This is a genomic window from Sphingobacterium psychroaquaticum, from assembly GCF_900177625.1.
GTDB lineage: Bacteria > Bacteroidota > Bacteroidia > Sphingobacteriales > Sphingobacteriaceae > Sphingobacterium > Sphingobacterium psychroaquaticum.
In genome coordinates, this window is sequence record NZ_FXAU01000005.1 from 84,572 (window position 1) to 106,611 (window position 22,040).

At 41.3% G+C, this 22,040-nt stretch carries 25 protein-coding genes, 1 tRNA gene and 1 pseudogene; 6 read left to right on the forward strand and 21 right to left on the reverse strand.

What is annotated here, in order from left to right:
- From B9Y69_RS13320 to B9Y69_RS13355, 8 genes are all read right to left on the reverse strand, one after another.
- Positions 1–579: a GNAT family N-acetyltransferase gene (locus tag B9Y69_RS13320; RefSeq protein ID WP_085473478.1), complete on the reverse strand. Its 579-nt coding sequence runs from the start codon at positions 577–579 to the stop codon at positions 1–3.
- Position 580: 1 nt separating this feature from the next.
- Positions 581–1,357, reverse strand: a complete 777-nt coding sequence (locus B9Y69_RS13325; protein WP_085473479.1) for an ABC transporter ATP-binding protein — start codon at positions 1,355–1,357, stop codon at positions 581–583.
- Positions 1,354–2,361, reverse strand: coding sequence for a FecCD family ABC transporter permease (locus B9Y69_RS13330; protein ID WP_085473480.1), 1,008 nt, complete (start codon positions 2,359–2,361; stop codon positions 1,354–1,356). Before B9Y69_RS13330 ends, B9Y69_RS13325 begins: the two co-directional genes overlap by 4 nt.
- Positions 2,358–3,359, reverse strand: a complete 1,002-nt coding sequence (locus tag B9Y69_RS13335) for an ABC transporter substrate-binding protein (protein WP_085473481.1) — start codon at positions 3,357–3,359, stop codon at positions 2,358–2,360. The genes B9Y69_RS13330 and B9Y69_RS13335 overlap by 4 nt, the downstream gene beginning before the upstream one ends.
- A 104-nt stretch (positions 3,360–3,463) precedes the next feature.
- A complete protein-coding gene (locus B9Y69_RS13340) occupies positions 3,464–3,922 on the reverse strand; it encodes an urease accessory protein UreE (protein ID WP_159451849.1) in 459 nt (152 codons plus the stop codon).
- A 7-nt stretch (positions 3,923–3,929) separates the two neighbouring features.
- Positions 3,930–4,658, reverse strand: a complete 729-nt coding sequence (hypB, locus tag B9Y69_RS13345; protein WP_085473483.1) for a hydrogenase nickel incorporation protein HypB — start codon at positions 4,656–4,658, stop codon at positions 3,930–3,932.
- Positions 4,648–4,998, reverse strand: coding sequence for a hydrogenase maturation nickel metallochaperone HypA/HybF (locus B9Y69_RS13350; protein WP_085473484.1), 351 nt, complete (start codon positions 4,996–4,998; stop codon positions 4,648–4,650). Before B9Y69_RS13350 ends, hypB begins: the two co-directional genes overlap by 11 nt.
- Before the next feature lie 215 nt (positions 4,999–5,213).
- Positions 5,214–5,606 (reverse strand): hypothetical protein, encoded by a 393-nt coding sequence (locus tag B9Y69_RS13355; protein ID WP_144036579.1) that lies wholly within the window; start codon positions 5,604–5,606, stop codon positions 5,214–5,216.
- A 327-nt stretch (positions 5,607–5,933) separates the two neighbouring features.
- Between B9Y69_RS13355 and B9Y69_RS13360 the strand changes: the two genes are divergently transcribed.
- Positions 5,934–6,359 (forward strand): nuclear transport factor 2 family protein, encoded by a 426-nt coding sequence (locus B9Y69_RS13360; protein ID WP_085473486.1) that lies wholly within the window; start codon positions 5,934–5,936, stop codon positions 6,357–6,359.
- A 282-nt stretch (positions 6,360–6,641) separates the two neighbouring features.
- Positions 6,642–7,067 (forward strand): nuclear transport factor 2 family protein, encoded by a 426-nt coding sequence (locus tag B9Y69_RS13365; protein WP_085473487.1) that lies wholly within the window; start codon positions 6,642–6,644, stop codon positions 7,065–7,067.
- A 182-nt stretch (positions 7,068–7,249) separates the two neighbouring features.
- On the opposite strand, the gene B9Y69_RS13370 is transcribed toward B9Y69_RS13365, so the two are convergent.
- Positions 7,250–8,425 carry an MFS transporter gene (locus tag B9Y69_RS13370; protein WP_085473488.1) on the reverse strand — a complete coding sequence of 392 codons (1,176 nt, stop codon included), beginning with the start codon at positions 8,423–8,425 and terminating at the stop codon, positions 7,250–7,252.
- 148 nt (positions 8,426–8,573) lie between these two features.
- Here B9Y69_RS13370 and B9Y69_RS13375 point away from each other — a divergent pair, with 148 nt between their 5' ends.
- The gene (locus B9Y69_RS13375; protein WP_085473489.1) at positions 8,574–10,136 is read left to right on the forward strand and encodes a calcineurin-like phosphoesterase C-terminal domain-containing protein; all 1,563 of its coding nucleotides are present in this window, start codon (positions 8,574–8,576) and stop codon (positions 10,134–10,136) included.
- Between the two features lie 110 nt (positions 10,137–10,246).
- A tRNA-Lys gene (locus B9Y69_RS13380) sits at positions 10,247–10,319 on the forward strand.
- 529 nt (positions 10,320–10,848) lie between these two features.
- On the opposite strand, the pseudogene B9Y69_RS19350 reads toward B9Y69_RS13380, so the two are convergent.
- Together B9Y69_RS19350 and B9Y69_RS19295 are read right to left on the reverse strand one after the other, a co-directional pair.
- Positions 10,849–11,850 (reverse strand): annotated as a pseudogene (locus tag B9Y69_RS19350) (recombinase family protein); the annotation flags it as partial.
- Positions 11,851–11,876: 26 nt separating this feature from the next.
- A complete protein-coding gene (locus B9Y69_RS19295; RefSeq protein WP_200811809.1) occupies positions 11,877–12,038 on the reverse strand; it encodes a hypothetical protein in 162 nt (53 codons plus the stop codon).
- Positions 12,039–12,528: 490 nt separating this feature from the next.
- On the opposite strand from B9Y69_RS19295, the gene B9Y69_RS13390 reads away from it, so the two are divergent.
- Complete coding sequence (locus B9Y69_RS13390; RefSeq protein ID WP_085473699.1) at positions 12,529–13,062, forward strand: antirestriction protein ArdA; 534 nt, start codon at positions 12,529–12,531, stop codon at positions 13,060–13,062.
- A gap of 299 nt (positions 13,063–13,361) precedes the next feature.
- The gene (locus B9Y69_RS13395; protein ID WP_085473490.1) at positions 13,362–14,999 is read left to right on the forward strand and encodes a hypothetical protein; all 1,638 of its coding nucleotides are present in this window, start codon (positions 13,362–13,364) and stop codon (positions 14,997–14,999) included.
- Here B9Y69_RS13395 and B9Y69_RS13400 read toward each other — a convergent pair.
- The 10 genes from B9Y69_RS13400 to traK form a co-directional block, all read right to left on the reverse strand.
- Entirely contained in the window at positions 14,996–15,343 is a 348-nt protein-coding gene (locus tag B9Y69_RS13400) for a DNA-binding response regulator (RefSeq protein ID WP_234991243.1), read from the reverse strand. The two genes, B9Y69_RS13395 and B9Y69_RS13400, sit on opposite strands and share 4 nt — an antisense overlap.
- A gap of 409 nt (positions 15,344–15,752) precedes the next feature.
- Positions 15,753–16,883 (reverse strand): hypothetical protein, encoded by a 1,131-nt coding sequence (locus B9Y69_RS13410; RefSeq protein ID WP_085473493.1) that lies wholly within the window; start codon positions 16,881–16,883, stop codon positions 15,753–15,755.
- 60 nt (positions 16,884–16,943) lie between these two features.
- A complete protein-coding gene (locus tag B9Y69_RS13415; protein ID WP_085473494.1) occupies positions 16,944–17,222 on the reverse strand; it encodes a molybdenum ABC transporter permease in 279 nt (92 codons plus the stop codon).
- A gap of 105 nt (positions 17,223–17,327) precedes the next feature.
- Complete coding sequence (locus B9Y69_RS13420) at positions 17,328–17,726, reverse strand: DUF3872 domain-containing protein (RefSeq protein WP_394365783.1); 399 nt, start codon at positions 17,724–17,726, stop codon at positions 17,328–17,330.
- Between the two features lie 59 nt (positions 17,727–17,785).
- Positions 17,786–18,343: a conjugal transfer protein TraO gene (locus B9Y69_RS13425; protein WP_085473496.1), complete on the reverse strand. Its 558-nt coding sequence runs from the start codon at positions 18,341–18,343 to the stop codon at positions 17,786–17,788.
- Between the two features lie 17 nt (positions 18,344–18,360).
- Complete coding sequence (gene traN / locus B9Y69_RS13430) at positions 18,361–19,263, reverse strand: conjugative transposon protein TraN (RefSeq protein ID WP_085473700.1); 903 nt, start codon at positions 19,261–19,263, stop codon at positions 18,361–18,363.
- Between the two features lie 25 nt (positions 19,264–19,288).
- Complete coding sequence (gene traM, locus B9Y69_RS13435) at positions 19,289–20,614, reverse strand: conjugative transposon protein TraM (RefSeq protein WP_085473497.1); 1,326 nt, start codon at positions 20,612–20,614, stop codon at positions 19,289–19,291.
- 57 nt (positions 20,615–20,671) lie between these two features.
- Entirely contained in the window at positions 20,672–20,968 is a 297-nt protein-coding gene (locus tag B9Y69_RS13440; RefSeq protein WP_085473498.1) for a nitrogen regulatory IIA protein, read from the reverse strand.
- Positions 20,969–20,981: 13 nt separating this feature from the next.
- Positions 20,982–21,401, reverse strand: a complete 420-nt coding sequence (locus B9Y69_RS13445) for a hypothetical protein (RefSeq protein ID WP_085473499.1) — start codon at positions 21,399–21,401, stop codon at positions 20,982–20,984.
- A gap of 10 nt (positions 21,402–21,411) precedes the next feature.
- Entirely contained in the window at positions 21,412–22,035 is a 624-nt protein-coding gene (gene traK, locus B9Y69_RS13450; RefSeq protein ID WP_085473500.1) for a conjugative transposon protein TraK, read from the reverse strand.
- Between the last annotated feature and the right edge of the window lie 5 nt (positions 22,036–22,040).

The following is a 22,040-nucleotide window of genomic DNA, read 5'->3' on the forward strand; positions in this document are numbered from 1 at the left end:
TTATTGTTCTGTCGTTTGTAATAAAGAATTTGCGGAAGGGTTCTTTCTACTTATTTTATTGTCGTCTATTTGCAACACCTGTCGTTCCATATGGATGGTTGAGAAGCCCCCTTCTTCGCAGAAGTCAACCAAAGAAAAATCTTGTTTTAACCAAAACTCATAGGCCCCGGTAAGGAAAGGATGTGTATGTAAATAGAGCCGTTCAATGCTGCGTTCTCGTGCACAACGGAGCAACGCTTGGAAGAGCGTGGTGCCAAGACCGGAGCGTCGAACATCAGGTTCGATAAATAAGCGCGCTACTTCGACTGTGGGGCGTTGGTCGAGCGGGAGGTGTGGAAAGCGGAAGTCGTAAGCCATCATACCGATGACACCGACAAGTTTTCCGGATTTTGTTCTTGCCTGTAAAAAAGCCCCATAAGGGTGTGTTATATAGGTCTCCTCAAAAAAACGAAGATCATCAGGAATCTTATCGCTGTCCAACATGGGAAACAGTTTCTTTCGAAATGCAATGACGTACGACAATATTTCGTCTTTATGTCTTTCTTCTACGAGTGTTATGATATGTTGTTCCATGTTCATATTACTGCTGTTTTAGTTGCGGTACAAATAAGGGTTTGCCTTGGTTGTCCAATCCCATAAGGGGTAACTGATAGGTTTCTTCGAGTAGTTTTTTTACAGCAGAGCTGTCTAGGTCTTGCAAGCTAGACAGCTCTTGTCCGCGCATAACATAAAAGGCATCCCCAAACATAAAGGCTAAGTTCGGATCATGCATAACACATAAGATGGTTGTTCCTTCTCGTACAAGTTGTTGTAAGCACTCCAATACAGCGACCTGATAATGCAGATCAAGATGGTTTGTGGGCTCATCAAGCATAAGGATATCCGGTTTTTGTACGAGTACCCTACAAAGCAAGACGAGCTGTCTTTCCCCGCCGGAAAGATCGGTGTATGGTTTATTGCGGAGGTGCCATAATGCAAATCGCTTGAGGACTTCTGTGACCGTATCGTGGTCTTCGTCCCGTGGAGAAAAGCGCGAAAAAGAAGCACGTCCCGTCATGATTACATCATATACTTTAAAGGGAAATGTGGTTTGGTGAAATTGCGTCATAAAACCCAAGCGGGTGGTATCTTGTGCTCCGGTTTTAAGTTTCTTTCTTTCTACATTACCAATCAAAACCTCTCCTGTATATCGTTTTTCAAGTCCCGCAATAATATTGAACAATGTTGATTTGCCACTTCCGTTACGTCCCAGAATGATGGATAGTTTTCCAGCCGGAAAGGATGTTGTTACGCCTTTAAGCACCGTGTCTCTACCATAGGAGAAAGACAAGTTTTTTATGTTTACGTCCTTTATCATGCGTTCCAGTTTATCGCATTTCTACGCATTAAATAAATAAATATCGGAGCACCAATGAGCATGGTAAATACACCGACAGGGATTTCAAACGGCATTACTGTGCGGGAAAAATTGTCAATCAAAAGAAGGAAACTGCCACCAATACTGATGTTAGCCCATACGGCAATACTATTACTTGGTCCAAATATCATCCGGCTAATATGCGGCACGATTAACCCAAAGAGGCTGATGACACCGACAGCGGCGACTGCGGCTGCGGTTATCATCGTTGATACGCCAACAAGAAGAAGTTTCAATAATCTTGGATTCACACCTACTGCCAATGCTTCATGGTCTCCGAGTGCCAAGAGGTTGAGCTTCCATCGAAAGAAAACCAGTATGCTTAAACCGATCCCAATTGGGAGGAATGCTGTTTTTACTTTATCCCAGGAGGCTGTATGTAAGTTTCCCATAGTCCATTGCACGATGGCTTGGAGCTTATACGGATCGCTCAAGTATTGTAAGAGTGTTAAAAGAGCGGTAAATACGCCGGAAATGATCATTCCAGCTAAAACCATACTCACCAGTGAGCTTCGTACTTTGCTGTATGAGACCAGATAGGTGAGTACGACAGCGCAGACGCCAAAAAAGAAGGCAGATAAGTTAATCGATAGTACGGGGATTAACATCGCTAGTGCTGCCCCAAATGCAGCGCCGGAGGAGATTCCCAGTGTAAACGGATCTACAATAGGATTCCGAAAGATGGCTTGCAGCACCCCGCCTGAAGAGGCTAAGGCCGCACCTACGAGGAAAGTAAGTAGTACACGGGGTAGACGAACTTGCCATAAAATTGTTTCTACCATGTTCGGGCTTGTTTGTTCCTGAAAGAGATTCCGTATTCCGTTGTAGATGTGCATAGTCAATGCGGAGGGGCTCAGGCTCCCTGTCGAGCCTAATGCTAGCGAAGCAAGCATCAGGAGGATAGGAAAAAGAACTAGCAGGCTTATTTTTAAAGACGACTTCATTGGATTAGATTTTCTTTACCATAAAGTATTGTAAAAGCGTCGTTTAGATCCGCCTGAAGTTGTTGTGCGGTATATTCCGGGTAACACCAATGGCGGAGTTGTTTTGCAAAAAGCATAAACTTAACGGTGTGTGGGTCAAAATAAAAAGCAGGGCTCATCACAAACACTTGTTTGTTTTTTACGGCAGGTAGAGCGGCGAGCTCTTTCAGATTATAAACATCTGAAAGTTGAGAGTTCCACAGTAAAATAATATCTGGGTTCCATTTATACAATGATTCAGCGCTCACATTTGGTGCTTCCAGTTGGAGTGGGCATGCGTTTTCTGCGCCGGCAGAGGTGATCGAAAGGTCAATTAATGTTCCTCTCCCTGAGGTTGAAAAAACACGGCCTTTGGACCAGGCGTAATAGACCTTTTTAACCTTCGAGCCGGATGGAGCGATCATTTTTTTGGTTTCGGCATCTACATATTGAACAATCTCCTCTGCCCGTTCCTTTTTACCCAAGAGGGTTCCGAGACCGATCAGTTCTTGAAATATTTTCTCTTTATCTCCGCTTGATACCGTAAAGACGGTGATTCCTAAACCTTCCAATTGTTGAGCCGTTTCGCGATCTTGTTCGTAGAGCACGACTAAGTCTGGCATAAGTGCCACAATGGATTCGACATTGCTGGAACGGCCTCCGAAGGTTGGTGTGGAAATACTCCTGTCAGCGATACGAGCGTCCAGTTTGGAAAGAAAGGTATAGGTTTCTTCGTTTTGATAGATTTGTTGCGGTATACCGACTAAGCGGTCTGCCGCTTGCAACATGTATATCTCATCAACGGACGGTTCAAAAAGAACGACGACTCGTTTTGCAGGTTCCTGCAATCGGATATTTTGTCCACGACTGTCTTTCGCGGTAAACGCATTTTCAGCGTCTTCATGCGTTGGTGAAGAACATCCTGTCAGGAAGATAAGTGTCAGGATACCGATCGTTTGTATAAATTTAGTAATCTTCATTTTTGAGAAATCTTAGCCTGTATTTCCGAACCATTTTTTAAGGAGGAATCTATACTTGGATATTGTTTTAGATCCCTCCTATGGCCGGGGCAACGAGGCGTTTGTTACGAAGCTGTTTTCTTTCGCACTACATGTTCGGCAAAAAGCTGTTCCTCGCGCAGTGAAATACGATTGGAATACCGCGCTTGAAGTTGTTCGTACAATTGTCCATCATAGGGAACTAAAAACAAACCGTTCTGCTGTGTTGCATAAATGGGAAGATGCCGATTTCCGATGTAGTAACAAAAGTCTGCGGCATCTACTAGCCCCATTGATTGAAAGGCTATTGTGAGGCAAGGCTTGATATGGATCGTCGCCAGCAGTATTCCTTGAAAATAGAGTCCATCACCATGTTTCCATTCTTGTTTTTCAGGAAGTTCGACGCGTAATGTTTGTCCATTATTTGTGGCTCGAGTTAGCGTACGTTTATGCACTTCGAACCACTCCAGTTCAATAAAATCAGAGCAGAAGTTACCAATTAGCGCGGCAGATTGAATCGTGTCGATTTGTACTATTTGCTTCACGACACCGTTACTTTTCAGTTGTTTGATTTGCAGCCTCTTTTTTTGCTTGTACTTTGGCTTTTAACCAATCGCACCATGCATCCAGACCCTCTCCATTCAATGTGCTTATTGTCATGACTTCTAAGTTTGGATTAACCTCCCAAGCATCTTTGGAAACGGCATCAACAGAGAATGGTACATACGGAAGAAGATCTGCTTTGGATACCAACATCAGTTCACTGGTAAGAAACATCCGAGGGTATTTTTTCGGTTTATCATCGCCTTCTGTTGTAGCAAGTAGGGTTACACGATAATCTTCACCAAGATCGAATGCTGACGGACATAATAGGTTTCCTACATTTTCGATAAAGAGTAAGTCGGTACCTGTCAGATCGATATGGTCAAGCGCTTGTAGAATCATTTGTGCTTCGATATGGCACATGCCTCCTGTAACGATCTGTAAAGCATTGATTCCGACTTCACGCATGCGGACGGCGTCACGTTCTGTTTCTGGGTCTCCTACCAATATAGAGATGTTAAGATCTTTCGCTAGTCGCTTGCCGGTTTCTTGCATCAATGTCGTTTTTCCCGAACCGGGAGATGAACATACGTTGATCACACAAACATCTTTCAATCTCGTACGGATGGCTTGCGCTACATAATCATTTGCTTTCAGAAGATGTAGAGTTGTGTTGTCGCACTGTACCGAGCCCACTCGGTTTCCGGCGCTTTTTGGGTTTGCTGGGTTAACTGACATGTTGTTTAAAGATTACTTTTGAAATAAATAATTCATTGCCCTGCACAATTTGGGTGGAGGGCTGCCCGCAAGGGCATACAAAACGATGGTATTGAACATTGAAGTCTTTTTGACAGTGGTCGCAGTGTGCGATAATGTCGTTTACAATTACTTCTAGCTCCATATCCCTATATTGCCGATTATCAGCAATAAAGGCATCAAATGCGTTTTGTATCAGTACAGGTTGCACATTGGATAATAAACCTGCTGTTACCTGAATTTTTTGAATATCGTCGATCTTGGTGGCATAATGAGCCGACAAGGTGTCGAAAATATCCTTCACTATACTAAGTTCATGCATAGTATAAATACGTAAATATTAAGTGTTTGATTCTGTTCTGGAACGGCCTTTATGACTGTTCCAATACGACTGTGAGAAGGTCTAAATGGCCCTTTATTGCCCTTTCGAGCGACGTAAAAGACTTCTTTTACGCGTTCGCTTTGATACGAAAGAACATATATGGCATGGTGAACCGAGTAATACTTTGATGTACGTTCATCAAAGAATGGTTCTCTTTAGACCGTGTCTACGGATGGGATTTTTAATTGAAGGAATAACAAGTAGCGCGCAAGAGGAAAGACAGGCGGGCTTGCCATAGCATATCGCTCACGAGCAACAAACAAGGAAGAACCATGGAGTGTTTTCCAAGAAAGCGAATGGAGGAGTTTATGTATGGTATAGTCTTGACTTTTAGTTAGTTCGCCGTCATTATCCCAAATAGGGCTTATCCAGCTTGCTTCGGCATGTTCAAAGCGGCGTGTCGTTTCTGCGTACTGTTGTTTGGCAACGGTAAGGTCATCTGTTAATACATGTAATTGACTAGCACATTTCCGTACTGATATCTTTGCGGCCGCTTTATTTGTGGGCGCTAAAAATAAGAAGATTACGAATGTTAATAGTCTTAACATGAGTGTATTCATTAGCCAATAACCCTTTTTTCTAATAAAAGTGTTGACAAAAGTAAGTTGATTTTACGGGGAAAAACTAGCACAAATCTTGAATTTTGTTTCACGAAACAGGAACAATTGGTGATGCTGGTGTAGGTTTCGCTTATTATGAAAGTAGGATGACACAGTATAGACGTAAGTCGGTAAGTATTTTCACCGATTTGTTTCCCTTTTTCACCGAGAATATTCCCAAACTGGTCTAATTGGCGTTTCCTACTGCGTGCTGCTGCCCTACCTTTGAGTCATCAAATAAGAAATATAAACGAAAACATTAAACATATTAAAACCATGAAAAGAACAGTAACAACCATCGCAGCAGCATTCATTATGATCGCATCATTTAGCTCTTTCGCCGCAGAGAAAGCTAACCCGTTAAGAAATCTAGATTCAAAGAACATCGTGTTAAGCTACCTCGAAGCGACTACAGCAGGAAATGTAGTATTGAATAAACACCTCTTTGCAGAAGACTTTACATATAGTAATGTGGCCAATGGCGATAATTTTTCAAAGAAGCAGTACCGTGCCTTTTTGAAAGCGACTAAAGGGTTGAAATATGATTGTACAACAACTTATGAAATATTAGATGAAGCCGGACAAACGTGCATGGCAAAAGCAACTATGAAGTTTGACAATTTTACTCGTGTGGACTACATCACCTTGAGCAAAAGCCAAGAGGGTTGGCAGGTAAGTAAAGTATTAACGACGTACCCATAAAAGAATATTTTGTTTCAATATTAGAGCCTGCAGCAATGTAGGCTCTTTTTTTGTTGGCGCATTTCCAGACAAATAGTACGCTTCTTCCCGCTGTTGTGGTATGTAAAAACAAAGGGAGAATGCCATCTCGATTATCGGTAAAAAAATTCACCGATTTGTTTCCCTTTTTCACCGAGAATATCCCCAAACTGGTCTAATTGACGTTTCCTACACCGTGTTGTTGCCCTACCTTTGAGTTATCAAATAAGAAATATAAACGAAAACATTAAACATATTAAAACCATGAAAAGAACAGTAACAACCATCGCAGCAGCATTCATTATGATCGCATCATTTAGCTCTTTCGCCGCAGAGAAAGCTAATCCGTTGAAAAATTTGGATTCTAAAAACATCGTGTTAAGTTATGTGGCGGCAGCCACCTCTGGAAATACGACCTTGAATAAACACCTCTTTGCAGATGACTTTGCATACAGCAACACCGCGAATGGCGACAACTTTTCAAAGAAGCAGTATAGCGCTTTTTTAAAAGCAACTAAAGGATTAAAGTACGATTGTAAAACAAGCTATGAGATATTAGACGAAGCCGGACAAACGTGCATTGCGAAAACAACGATGAAATTTGACAACTTTACCCGTGTGGATTACATCACCTTGAGCAAAAGCCAGGATGGTTGGCAGGTAAGTAAGGTGTTAACGACCTACCCATAGAAACTGGGTATTTTGTTTCAATGTTAGAGCCCGCAGTAATGTGGGCTCTTTTTGTTGATGTATGACATACTATGGGTTTCGTCTCCCATAGTATGGAAGGCGCTGAAATCGGATAGATCCGTGCCCCGTTCGGAAAGACGTCGCATTTTATAGGATTTGTAACCCTTTAGTGTGTTGCCTTGTTACGACTTAAAAATGGATAACCGACTTGTCATAAAGAACATCAGTAGTCCAAAGAGTGCAAATACACCAAAGGAATAACGTAAGCTAAAGATTTCAGCAATGTACCCGATAAGTGGAGGGCCGATCAAGAAGCCTAAATAGCTGACACTTGAAACCATCGCTAATGCTATTCCTGAAGATACGGTTGGGTGCTTTCCTGCAATAGAATAGACCGTTGGTACGTTACAGGCTACGCCTAGCCCGACGAGCATAAAAGCAAGCACGCAGACCCAAAGGGAAGGAAAGGCTACGGAAAGCATCATGCCAATAAACATCAAGATGCCGCTCCCTTGTAATATACGTTGGCGACCATAGCGCGCGATAATAAAATCTCCTAAAAAGCGTCCTGTCGCCATCATCACCATAAAGGAAGCATAACCGAGGATAACTAAATTTTCTGGAGCCTGTACAATATCGTGGAAGTATACACCGCTCCAGTCGAACATTGCTCCTTCTGTCGCCATGCTGCAAAAACCGACTACGCCTAGACTAATTAGAATTTTGTCCATTTTTAATCCAAATGATTTTTTTTCTGCCTTCGCAGGTTTAGTGGCGATCAAGAATTTACTGTTCACCAGGATATTTATAATCAGCAAGGCGAAAATAAAGATAAAGTGAGGAAGGGTGCTGATTCCAAGATTCATGGTGGCCAGTCCGACGAGCGCTCCGGTGAATCCGGCAATACTCCACGCGCCATGGAAAGAAGACATAATGGATTTTCCAAAGAGCTCTTCGGTCAATACTCCTTGTGTGTTCACCGCAATATTACACATGTTCCCGGTAATGCCAAACAGTAATAGAATAGCACCTAACTGCCAAGCATTAGTTGCAAAAGGGATGCTACAAAGGACAATACCATATAAGATGGCAGCAATAGGCATCACTTTATGGCTACCATATTTACTGACGAGCTTTCCCGAAAGGGCCATGGTCATTAACTGTCCAATAGGCAACATCAATAGGATGGTTCCCAGCTGGGCTTCAGTAAGCCCTAGGGTTGTTTTTATCTGGGGGATGCGGCTTGCCCATGAGGCAAAGGCGATACCTTGACCGAAATAAAAGAGGGAAACGGCGATGCGCACTCTGTTTTTGGATGGCGCTACAGGCGGAGCGTCGTTTAGTGTTGTTGTCGACATGCTGGGGTATTTTCTGGTACAAAACTACGTGATTTTTTTAGGAATCTATAGTCGGCCGGTCGAGATTAATTGAACATTTAATTTAACGTTAACGTAAATTTCTATTAACTCCAAGATGCTATGTTTGCGGCAACATAATTTAAAGGATATGAAAAACTTATATTGGTCATTATTAGCCTGTCTCGTTACAGGAACAGCCGTTGGTCAGGAGGTCGCAAAAGGAACAATTTATGTGGATGAGAATGGGAATGGCCGTCGTGATAAAAAGGAGATCGGTTTAGCAGGCGTTAGTGTCAGTAATGGTCGCGATGTTGTGCAAACGGATAAAAATGGCCGATATGCACTGCAGGTAGAAAAGGACAATATTATTTTTGTCATTAAGCCTTCAGGTTATTCAATTCCCTTGGATGCAGACAATCAATCCAAGTTTTACTATATCCATAAACCGGAAGGCTCTCCTGCATTAAAGTATAAGGGGGTAGATGCGACGGGAAGTTTACCAAAGGAAATTGATTTTGCCGTTGTGCCAACCATGGAGTCAACTAAATTTGATGCTTTTGTTTTTGGAGACCCGCAGGCTTACACGGAAGAGGAGATGGCTTTCTTTAAAAAGGGTGTCGTGGATGAAGCGAAAAATAAAAAGGGGCCTTTGTTTGGCATTAGCTTAGGAGATCTTGTGGGGGATGATTTAACGTTACACCCGAGCTATAGAAAAACAATTGCACATATGGGGTTACCGTGGTACCATGTTATTGGAAATCATGATATGAATTTGGATGCCGTGCATGACTCTTTATCGGATGAAGGTTTTGAACGCGCTTTTGGTCCTGCAAATTATTCCTTTAATGTGGGGGATGCGCATTTTATTGTTTTAGATGATATTATCTATCCACATCCAACGAAGGGAAAGGGATATCAGGGCGGTTTTCGGAAAGATCAATTGGAGTTTGTGGCAAATGATTTGAAATTTGTTCCGACAAATAAACTGGTTGTTTTAGCGTTCCATATTCCCTTGAATCCTGATAACGACGAGTCTTTTCGTAATGAAGATAGACAAGTTTTGTTTGATCTCTTAGCGGCCTATCCCAATACGTTGTCATTATCGGCGCATACGCACTTCCAGCAGCAAAATTTTTATACCGCTGCACATGGTTGGAAAGGGACAACTCCACACCATGAGTTTAATGTGGGTACAACTTCGGGGGATTGGTATTCTGGATTACCTAATGGAGACGGCGTGCCGACTTCGATGATGCGTGATGGAACACCGAAGGGATATGCGATACTTTCTATTGATGGCAATCGTTACACATTTGACTATAAGGTGGTTGGCGAAGATGAAGCTTATACGATCGGCGTTTTCGGCCCGGCGGTTGTAAAAGCAAAATATGCCGGTCGTTATCATGTATACGCTAATTTTTTCTTGGGCTCTGCGGATGATAAGGTAACCTATAGGGTGAATAATGGTGCATGGAAGACAATGGAAAAGGTGGTTGGTGAAGATCCTAATTATGTTCAAGCTTTATTGGCATATGATGGTGCGAAGACATTACAGCCAGGTAGAAGGCCTAGCGATGCCTCTTCTTCGGCACATTTATGGAAGCTTAAACTACCAAAGTTGAAAGCCGGGAAACATATGATTGAAATTGAGGCGATTGATATGTTTGGTAGAAAGCATGAAACGAAGAAGGAGATTGAAGTTGTTGAATAGTGCGGTTTTGATATAAAAGAGGCTGAAAGGACTGTGAGAATAAGAAAAGCAAATAATTCTAAAAATTATTTGCTTTTCTTATGATGGTACGTACATTTGTTTATCAAAAAGACTTCGTAGCTCAGTTGGTAGAGCAACAGACTCTTAATCTGTGGGTCCTGAGTTCGAGCCTCAGCGGGGTCACATCTTGGGACAAATCTAAAAACGATAGATTTGTCCCATTTTTTTCACCCTGTAACTTGCTGTTATTCTGATAAATAAGAGCAATCGCAGAATTTAGTCTCGGAGTTCGATGTCGTGTTCCGTCAAATTCCAAAAAATCGGGAAACATCGAACTCACTATAAGCCTTTTTTCCTCAATATCGCCGTTTTCATACCGTCTATCAATGTTTGCAATCTTTTTTAAGGTGGAAGCTACTAAATCTTTGATTTCCGTTCCTACTACTGCCAAGTCGTTTAATCTTCTCTCCAAAACTTCAATCTTTCCTTTGGTCAATTTCTTTACTTCTTGAAAATCATCGTCTGCCATTTCTCCATCCGCATTCTTTAAAAGTGCATTTTGATAACGTTTGTTCAACGCATCAATCTCACCTATGATATTTGTGCGTTCGGTATTTTGGGCTTTGGTCTTGTTATTGAAGTCTTTAATAAAGGCTTCGATAAAAACATCGACCATACCCTCTTTTGGCGACATATACCGTAATTGTTTTAAGAAAGCCTCATTAGCAGGTTCAGCTTTAAACCTTGTTCCGCAAGCAGAACTACAATGATAGTAGTAATAATAATTGCCCATCTTTCCCTTGGAGGCACTTCCAGTCAGCATACGCTCACATTTAGGGCATTTGAGAAACCCTCTAAGTGGCAAATTGTCCATAGCCACGATTTTAGGCTTTACAATCTTCTTTCTCCCATCGAGAATATCCTGCACATCAGCAAAGGTCTTTTCGCTGATTAAAGGCTCGTGTTGTCCTTTGACAAAATATCCCTTTTCCTCTTTGTACGGAGGGATGAATATTTTGCCACAGTACAATGGGTTTCGCATGGCTACCCAAAAATTGTTCTTACTGAATCGACCCTTTCCATCTGCTTTCTCCCGAACCATTTTCCATATCTGTTCCGTATTGAAGTTATTGGAAACGATTTGTTCAAATGCCCATTTCAAAAGGGGGGCTTCAAAGTCATGCTGGGCAATGAATTTCTTTTTGCCCTCTGTTATCTTGTTGACATATCCCAATGGAGCAGTACCCATATACCGCCCCTCCTTTTTCGCCCTGCGCATTCCGTGAAAAACGTTCAATGCACGTCTGTCGTTTTCCACTTCCGGCGATGCGAGATAGAACGCAAGCATGATTTTGTTTTCGGGGATGGTAAGGTCTAAGGGCTGTTCTATTGCCATAGGCTCAACACCGAATGCCCTCAACTGGTTAATCATTTGATAGGCATCCCCTGCGTTTCTACTAAACCTATCCCATTTGGTGAATAGGATTATTGACCCTGATTTGTTGTTCTTTATCTTACGTAGGTTGGATAAATATTTCTGCCACTCTGGACGTTTGAAAGATTTTGCCGAATGGTCTTCTATGTACACATCCCTAATCTGAATGCCTTTTATTTCACAATATTTTCTTAGCCGTTCCTCTTGGTCACGTTGCGAATACCCTTTGTCCGCCTGCTCGTCTGTCGATACACGTACGTATAAATCTGCCTTTCTCATCACAACAGTTTTCCTTGTTCATTAGATTAAAGTTTGCCTCTTAGGTACTGTTTAACTGCAATGTGAGCTATCTGTTGAACGAACTTCAAAATGACTTTCGCTTCCTCTAAATCGACTTCCGTTCCTTTCTTTTTCAATATTTGCACAACTCTTTCGGGAGTTAAATCGTTCGTTTTTTCTTTCTCCATCTTTACTCATTTTGCTTATTAAACAGAGCGGTTTTAATCCGCTAAAAGCAAACTTATTGAGTATATAGAGTGGGTATTTGATTATGTCGTTTGGTTGAATTACTTGGCATAGTCTGCCTGTTTAGAACTATTTCCCAAATTCTATCCTCATTACTTCCACGTTTGGTTATACCTAAAAAACGAGTATGCCTGTTGTTCACGTTTCATGGAGCAAAGGTATGTCCGTGTTCTTAACGCAGGCAAAAGGTCAAGACAAGTTTGTAAAAAAATCTCCACCTATGGGTAGTATTTTTTTACAAAACCTTGTACCTGCTAAACACTAACCTTTGATGCTCCCGAAACGAAACACAGCATACTCCGGCTCTTTACACGAATAAAAAAAATGTCAGGCATGAGGATTATAAGCATTGGAAATAGTATTGAAACAAAACAATAGCACCACCTCTCATTGCCGAATAAATCAAAGAAAATAATTCAAAAATGTAAAGAAATGACACATCAAATAAACACATCGGAAGCAAGGGTATATGTCGGCACATACGGAAAATACAATGACGGTTCAATCTTCGGGGGATGGTTAACGCTCTCCGACTATGCGGGCAAAGACGAATTTTACGATGCTTGCAGGGAGCTACACGATGACGAGGAAGACCCCGAATTTATGTTCCAAGATTACGAGAATATCCCGAACGACTTAATAGGCGAATGTTGGATAAGCGACAACATATTTGAGGTTTTGGAGGCTTTGGAAGACATGGACGAAACCCGAAAAGAAGCATTCCAAATATGGTACAACAATGGACACCGTAAGCTATCCGAGGGGGATATAAGCGACCTAATAAGCGACTTTGACGATGACTATATAGGCGAATACAAGGACGAGGAAGATTTTGCCTATGAACAGGTAGAGCAAATGGGCTTGCCCGAATTTGCAAAAACGTACTTCGATTATGGGGCTTATGCCCGTGACCTGTTTTGTGGTGACTATTGGAGCGATGGCGGTCATGTATTTTATAATTCATAGATTTTCGGGAACGGTGCTCCGTTCCCATTTTTATTAAATCTGGTCGGGCAAAAAAGATAGATCCTCCCCTGGTCGGAACAGTCTTTTTTGCGGAAAGCGGAACTACCCCGTTGTTAAATGCTTCCGCTCCATCGTTCCTTACCTGCATTTTCCAAATAGGTTGTATAGAGCATAGCCTACTTTCTTTCGTGAGCTGAGACGAAAAAGAAAGTAGCAAAGAAACCAGTTTATTATTATTGCCTCTTAATCATAGCATTCCATGAAAACATTAAATTTGCTATAACAAAATCTAACAAAAAATGCCAAGGATTAAAATTGACCATAAAATAGTTATTAACTATGATTTCACTTCGAGAGATAAATATTGGAGCGCATTATCAACGCATTTGATTGAGAAACATGGTAAAGGACATTATAAAGAACAGCAAAAAGTTGAAGAAATTTTATTAGATGGATTTCAATTCTTGTGTGATTGTTTTAAACAACTGATTTTGGCGGAAACCAAATTTACTTTTTTCCTATATATTCATTGGTTACACGAACAATCTATCGAAATTTATAAAAAGACTTTAGGTGGTTTTAAGATTGAATCCATAAGTGAAAGTGAATTTGCCATGTACCGTCGAGTTCTCAAATTAATTCTTGAACAAGGTTGTGATATAAATTTAGAATGGGGTGGAATGCCAAATGGAAATGAAGTTCTTGAAATGGATGAAAAAATTCAAGAACTTATTTATTTGGGAACTTGGATTTATGGGTTCGCAGATTACATTGCATTTCAGAAAATGGTTGAAGAATGTCATCAAATCTCTTTTGATGATGAAGATTTACTTGTAATTGATTGGCAATACCACTATGGGAAAACTTATCATCAACTTTTCCCTATGCTTGTTGAAGATTACAAAAACGGAACCTTTGACGAGAATTCGGTATTTGAATTACGTGATAAGGTTGAAGAGTGTTTCGGCATAAAATACGATTTTGCAGGAGGAATTATTTTTGAAATTCAGAAGCATCATAATCCACAAACACCAAATCTACAAACGATTGAACCAACAGTACTACCAATAAATCTTGTTCAACAATATGGGATAAGTCAGGAAATAGCTGAACTATTTTATCATGGACTTTCAATTTCAAGAAACAACAAATTAACAATTGAAGAAGCTATCTTAAAACCCCATTCGACAAAAAGATTTATGTTCCGCCCAATCTTGATATACAACATCGGAGGGGAAGAGAGAGCTTTAGTTGGCAAAGAAAAATTTGTTGAAAGTATTTTTGTGTTGTCTACAAATGCTATTCACTGGAATGCTATGTATGAAGAATGGCTGAAATTGAAATGCATTCAATCATTTATTACTAAAAAGGGAAATGACCACGATAAAATTCTTGAAGATAAAATAGAAGAAATCGTAAAGGACAAAGGTTTTTTTTATTGTCGGAATATTAAATCATTTAAGCAACCAAATGCTGATAATATTCGGATTGACAATCAACTCGCAGGAGAAATTGATTTAATCGTCATCAATACAGAACTCAAAAAAATTTTTGTTGCAGATGCAAAATATAACAGGGCACGATATGACGCCGTTGGTTACCGTATGGATAACACAAACTTTATTAAGTCCTACGAACCACAATTAAAGAAAAAGATTGATTGGATATCTACCAATAAAAATATACTTCAAGAACATTTAAAAATTGTATTTAACAAACGAGATATTGATATACAAAACTTTGATATTGAGGGGTTATTCATAATTAATACACCGACATTTTACATGTTCAATGGTAGGTATAAAGCCATTACTTTGAAGCAGTTTGCAGATTTTATCGAGGGGAAATACGAATACCCAGATTTGTATATCATTGAAGAGGATAGACAAATGGTAGTTAAACATCCATATTTTAAAAAACCTTCTCAGTTACCTTAATTGCCGGTCAAATTACACTTCCCGTAGCCATTGACCACTCCGTCAATGGCTTTTTTCATATCATTACCAATCAGCACGTATTTTGAGAAGCCAATCTCCCAGAGTTTCTTGATAATTTTCTGATTATCCATATCGCTGTGAGCAATCAATTTCAAGGTAGGGTAATGACTTTTTAATTCCCGTAATTGCTTCATGATGCCTTTATCGAAAAAATCGAGGTCAATGATGCAAATATCCGGTAGCTTAATTAATGAAGATAGCTGATTTTTCCCGTCTGAAACATTATTGGAACGAAAGACAATGTCTACCCCCGAAGAAACGAGGTCGTCATGTATTAAATCCATAACAGGGCTTTTATCATTGATAAACGCAGTGGAAATTCGGTTTATGTTATTAGTCTCCATAGGAACGTTGTTTTATTTTTATGGAGTTCCTGCAAAAAAGAAAGCGCAGGCAACTACACTTACCGACATTGAGGCACTGGTATACCCGACAACGAATAAGCGAGCGCCCACGCCTTTTGACGTGAGCGTTCCTACTTATCTGTCCCGTTGTCTTAAAAATTACCAGTTTTCAATGTGGGACTTAAAGCAAAAACACTTTAAGATTTTTATTTTTTCTAAAAGCAAAGATAATAAAGTTAAAAATGCGAGGCAATATAGTCCTAAAGAAAAACGACTTTATTAGGGATGAATGAAGCCATTTTTAACCTATTAATTTATATCTTCTCTACATAATTAGCCTTCATCTTTCCTAATCCTCATCGATAATTACATCTTCAAAATCTCCCTCAACTATTTTATTGGCTTTCAAGGGGTCTTCGACAAGTACATCATCATGCATAATTTCAAAATCAGGTTTAACGACAATTTTAAGTGTTCCATCATCTTTTAAATCTTTAGAAACCAATTTCCAATTCACTAATATCTCGTATTCTTTTGGAGCAGTCTTTATAAAAAAGTCGTCAGAGGAAAAACTGTCATCCCCTACTAAAATTGTTCGTTTTGGATTGACTTTACCAGACATATTGTCTCTCCAAAGAGTAACGTCAGAAATAAAAGGAGCTATAATTGAAAGTCTATTATGTTCTATATTGGTGTCTTTTAAATCAACCACTTCTCCCTCAAAATTAAAAAACAACTTAAACTCTTCAATTGGGTCAAGACCAATATTATGAACTTGAAAATATAATTTACAATAACTAAAATTGACTTTTGTAACGTATGATGGAGCAGAAAGAATTAGCGGTGTAGCGTATAAATTTTGCTGTTGTCGATAGAAAAAATTTAAAGGGTCTCCATAAGGTAATTCAGGTACAATTTTTTGTTTGTAATTCGTTATAGTCTTCTTGTACTTTGGATTTAGTACCAATTCCGTTAACCCATCTTGGAAAGTTATCTTAACATTTTTATTGCTTTTGAAGTTTTGGCTTTTCACATACCAATCATGGGTTTGTCTGTTCTCATCTATAAGGTCAACGATATCTTCCCAAGCAAAAATGTGGATTTCGAACAAACCTTTTGTTATATTCTCAAGATTTTTAGTCCTGATAAATTCTTCTATTCCTGCATCTTTAACCGCAGTGGTTGCGAAATAAAGTTTTTTAAGAGCTGGCTGAAACTTTTGTGCTTTTTCAATTTCCTCAATGATTTCAGCTTTCGTGAATTGTTTATGGGTATATTCATCTTTACCTTTACACTGTACTCCATAATATCTGTCTTCGCCGAACGGAATACCATATACGTCTACCCCTTGCTGTTCCTGACCAGTACGACCATTCTTTTTTGTTTCAGGACAGTTCCAAATTTCTCCCCACAATTTCTTACAAAGCGTTTCAAAATCCTGCCAATTTGCAGGTCTTCTTAGTGTTAATGGTGCTTCCATAAAATCAGTAAAGGTTATGCGATTATTTAATTCTACAATATTTAATTTTATATTTCGAGGCTATAATGGGTTTTGTATCCCGATATTTTGGGACGTCTTTTCTTTTGCCTTTTTCTGTCTTGAATAACTCCACAGGAAAAGCACACCAAATATAATTAAGACAATCGCTACCAACTTGCCGACACGTTCAGCATTTGTAACAATCACCGATTTTTCATAAGATGAAAAGCCCTGCGCTCCGGTCGGGCTACGTCTGTAAAACCTCCTGCGGTTAATCCAGTAACGAAGCCCCAACCCCGAAACCAGTGCCAATATGCCTAAAATCAATGATGCCCCCATAACGATAGCCTTTATAATTCAACACCTTAAATTTACGAAAAAGCATGAAATAACAGACTGTAAAAAACAACAAATCCTGCCACATCGGGCAGGATTTTCACGTCTTTAATCACGGCTGTTAAACTGGAAACTTATCTGTTTTTCGTTCCCGAAATTGTCCGAAATCCAAATGTCAAAAGACTGTGATACGGTCGATTGGGAAGTGTAATACAACCTAAACTGTGTCTGTGGCAACACGTACAGGTCATTGGGCATATACGGAGGTTCGCTGTAATACCGCAATGCTCCCTGTCCGTCAAACTGGAAATAGCGGATAAAGTATTTCGCATCGCTGAAATTGCCCGACCGTTGAACGGTAATCCGTATTTCAACGGTCTGCCCGTTTGTCACCTCTTTGGGTACAGGCATCACCTGTACCTCAAAAGGGTAATTCTGTTGTATGTCGAGTTCGTCTTTTTCGCATGAGGTAAGCACCACGGAGCAGGCCAACATCGCCAAGAGCATAAACGATGCCTGTAAATGAAGCCTGTATTTTCTGATTAATGTTTTCATTGCAAATCATTTTAAAAGTTAAACCTTAGTCCAATCCCTGCCGATGGACGAAACTGTTTCAAATCCGTACCCCAAAGCACTTTTGTCCGCCCTTGCAGGAGTAGGACAAAACGGTCGGACAGGTACGTTTCAAGCGTGAGCCGTCCACCCGTACCATAGACGAAATTGTCTTTGTCGAGGATGGTCGAGCCATCCGGTAGGACTGCCTCGCTCCGGTTGATGGTTTCGTAACCTGCCACGGCTGTAAGCCCTGCATTCAGCGTGATGGTCTTCCGTGTATCGCCCAATAGCTGAAGACTGTAACCCACCTCGCCCGTATAGGTTTCGAGCGGTATCTGTACATCCCTGTAACCGGAAAACTGATGGGCATATTCCGCACCCCATATCCAGTAATTGCCGTTCTTTCCGTTCACGGTAAGGGTCAAATTCAGATAGTAATTTTCGCTTACTTCTTTGGACAGCATACCTGCGTTTACTTCCAATCCCTTTTGTTTGGGGAGCATTCGCTGTGCCTTTACCGCCGTGATGCTCCATAGGACAAGCACCACGGCAAAAATGTATTTTATCATTGTTCTTTCGTTTTGGGTTAATTAATCTTTAGGTGCATATCGTTTATCAACTTAGCATTTACGAGGTCTGAATTTTCCACCTGCAATACCTGTTGTCTGCCACCGTTATTTTCCACGATTTCAATCACGAGTACCTTGTCATCCGTGATGGTAAACTGGTCGAGCAGGAACACGTTTTGGGCTGTCGTATTGCCCGTGATTTCACCGAGCGTTTTGTACGTCCGCAGTGGTTGCATTGCCTTTTCCTGTATCACGGTACGCTTTGCGACTTTTTTGTCCACCACCTTGAAATTCACAAAGTCAATATTGAACGGAACATTGCTTTTGTTGCGCAGTTCAGTATGGAAATAGAATTTTCCATGATGCACGTAGATACCTTTCAGCAGGAATTGTATGCCGTAGCTTTTCGACCCAATATGCTTTACAATCCGTTTGTTTTTCTTGTAAATTGTTTCCATGAGCAAGCCTGCCAGTGATGGCGAGTTGCCCCCCAATTCCTCAAACAGAACATCGTTGCCGTTTTCCCTGTCTGATGCCTTTTGCATGGTCAGCAAATCATAATTCAGTGTTGAGGGATAGGCATTGTAAAAGACGTTGAAATTGTAGAAACGTCCATCATCCGTAATGACCGAAAAATTGGTTTCCTCGTTAAAATCCCTTACGCTTGCCTTAATGCGCAAGACGTTTTCCGCATCTTCGGCTTTGCCTGCAATAAGGTATTCACTGCCCAAATCCACGTAGCGGATAGCGGACGGGAATATCAGATGCGAGGTTTTGCTGTACGTCACCTGCATTTCGTAAGGATCAACCTTGCCCATGCTCAATTTTGTGGTATTGGATGCAACTTGCTGTGCATTTGCACCTGTGATAAAGACCGTTAAACAGACCATTGCCATGAGGTTTTTAAATATTGCTTTCATTTTCTTTTTATTTAAGTGTTGAACATTAGTTTTTTGAAACAAGGAAAATTTGGTGACCGGCTTTGACGGTTACTTTGGGTGTCCTTACTTTCTTAGAGAAGTAACCCGACACACCCTGTACCACTCCACGGGAAAGGTCGCCTGCCATTTGTTGACCTGCCGAGCGTGTCATCATAATGGAAGTGCCGGAGGTTTGGCTCATGTTGGAGGCTATCTCGCTAAGGGCGTTCATTTCGGGCGAATATGGCACGTATAGCCCTTGCTGTCCGTCCACATCGTACACGATTATATCGACCGGAATAATATTGCCCTCATATTCGATGGACGTTACCTTTAACTGCAATCTGCCACCTTGAAACTTGGCATTTGCCGTTAGTACCGTTCCTGCCGGAATGGAGCGGACAGGCGTTTGTGCCGTTTCCAACAAGCGCAAACGTACACCACTTTCGCCCGTCACGACCTGTGTTTCCTGTACCACCGCTTTGATGCTGTTTTTGGGCTGTATGACCTGTTCCGAAACACCTGCCGTATAAAAGCCACGGTTTCGGGTTTCGTTCCAGTTTGCCAAAAAAGCACTGTCGGTCGGTTCACGGTACAATGCTGAAACTGTATTTTTCCTTACGGGAGTGAATGCGACAAAATGCTCCTTTTGTGAGGCACCCTTTGCCGAAACCATTGTGTCCGTACTGTTCGGCTGTGCAGGGGTTTGTGGCAGGTAACGGGAAGCCATTTCGTATGACTTTTCCATCAAAGCCAGTTGGTCGTCCATTGTTGTTACAGGCGGTACGTCTTTTTCTACCAACTGTTCTTTGAGTTCCTCAATCTGTCTGCGGAGTTCCTGCGTTTCGTAATCGCTGTCGTCGTAGAACGAGGTCAGCGTACTTTGCGCATTGCGGTAACTGTTCAGAGCAGGGTTGCTGTTGCTGCGTGTACCATCGCCGTAAGCGTAGCCGTCTTCGTAAACCTCATCCGGTTGCTCCGCTTCCGGATCGGCGGTACTGTCCTCGCTCCAATAGTCGGATAGTGACAGGAGCGCATTGCGCTTTTCCTGCATTTTCTGTTCGAGCAGTTCCTGTTCATAAGCCTTTTGCTTATCGGATTGAAGCCCTGCATCGCTTGCCTGCGGTACGGCATCGTTCAAACCAATATCCTCGACCGTTTTCTTATCGGAGGACGGTTTGAAGATGAGGTACATACAGCCGAGGAACACCACGCCCATAAGGGCAAAAATGATGGGCTTCTTTAGCTTTTCGGCTTTGTTCTGCGCTCCGTCTTGGGTCACATCCATTCCGTTTTTCGGGTCGTCATCTTCGACCAAAAAACTCACCTTTTTGTTTTTACTGTTTTTCATCGCTATAATTTGTTTTTAAATTGTGATGAAGCTTACATGAGTTGAGCGTGTGCCTTATCAAGGGCAACTCATGCAGGTTTCATGATTTTTATCTTTTAAGATTGTTTTAATACTGTCCTGCGGATATACCGAAGAATTGTTTTGCCTAATGGGGTTTTCGATATGCTCAATGGTCATGGTATTATCGGAATGCGCTACATCGTAGCACACTTCGAGCAATACGATGATGGACAGCAGTGCATAGCCTGCAAAGAGCAGTAGCGTATAGCGATGCTGTTTTCGGGCAGGCATCGCTCGCCACTGTCCATCGAGCTTGTCAAACCAATTACTGATTGCTGTTCTTAGATTTTTCATGCCTTAATCTATTTTAGAAACTGAACCGCTTTTGCTTGTGAACCGCCTTTTGCTCCGGTGCATCGCTCACCATTGCGATTGCCTCCTTTGCTTTGGGAGCGGTCACTACGGACAGGTCGGTCAGTTTCTCTTGTTTCAGTAATTGCCCAAACTGGTCTTTTCTTGCAACCTCCATTTTATTGAGGAAGAATTTGCCGTCTAGGTATTTCACCCACATACAGCATTCTACACGGGGTTTGTCATCGCCTGCCCATTGCAGGTAGCCTTTCAGCAACAAGTCCTGTTTAGCTATACCTTTGAGGTTGTCGGCGAGGTATTCGCTGATGCTGTCTTTCAATTTTCTGGCATACGCCCCCTGCGTTTGGAAATAGCCGTCATATCCTTTGGCGGTAAGGATTTTGGCAAACGTGTTCAAATCTGATATTGCTTCCATAATCTTGATTTTAGCGGTCTATGACTTCAACATCCCTGTTTTCCAACACGGCAAACTTTTCGATATTGAAACCTTGCGGATTGTTGTCAGACTTGACCGAGTTTAACAATAGGCATGAAGTGACCAAATTCCGTCTGGTCACATTGCTTGGACGGATGATAAACTGTTTGGCATACGTCCGTACCGCATAGGGATAGGTATCGAAGTTGCAGACCACGCTGTCCACTTCGATGCGCTGTTGCACGTTGCCCGAAATGATACGGTTATAATAGCCTTTTTCCGAAAGGTCTTTGTAGTAATCGAATGCCGATTTGTCGGCAAGATTAAAAGCCCTTTTCATGTTGCTTTCGATAGCGTTCTTATCCGGTGCGAGTGTAAAGAACAGTTCATGGAAACGCTTAACGTGTTCCCTTGCCTCAACAGGTCTGTTGATGCTCGCATCCTGTGACAGTGCCAACATCAAGGATTTGCCTTTGTCCAATACATATATTTTTTGGCGTTGTGCTTCCGCAAACTCATAGGCTTTCCATACGCTAAAGCCTACCACACTGGTACAGAGTACCGCAAATACGATAGCATACAGCCGTATTTGCCTAAAGCTGTTTTCTATGTTTCTTAGTGTTTTAAATTCCATTGCTT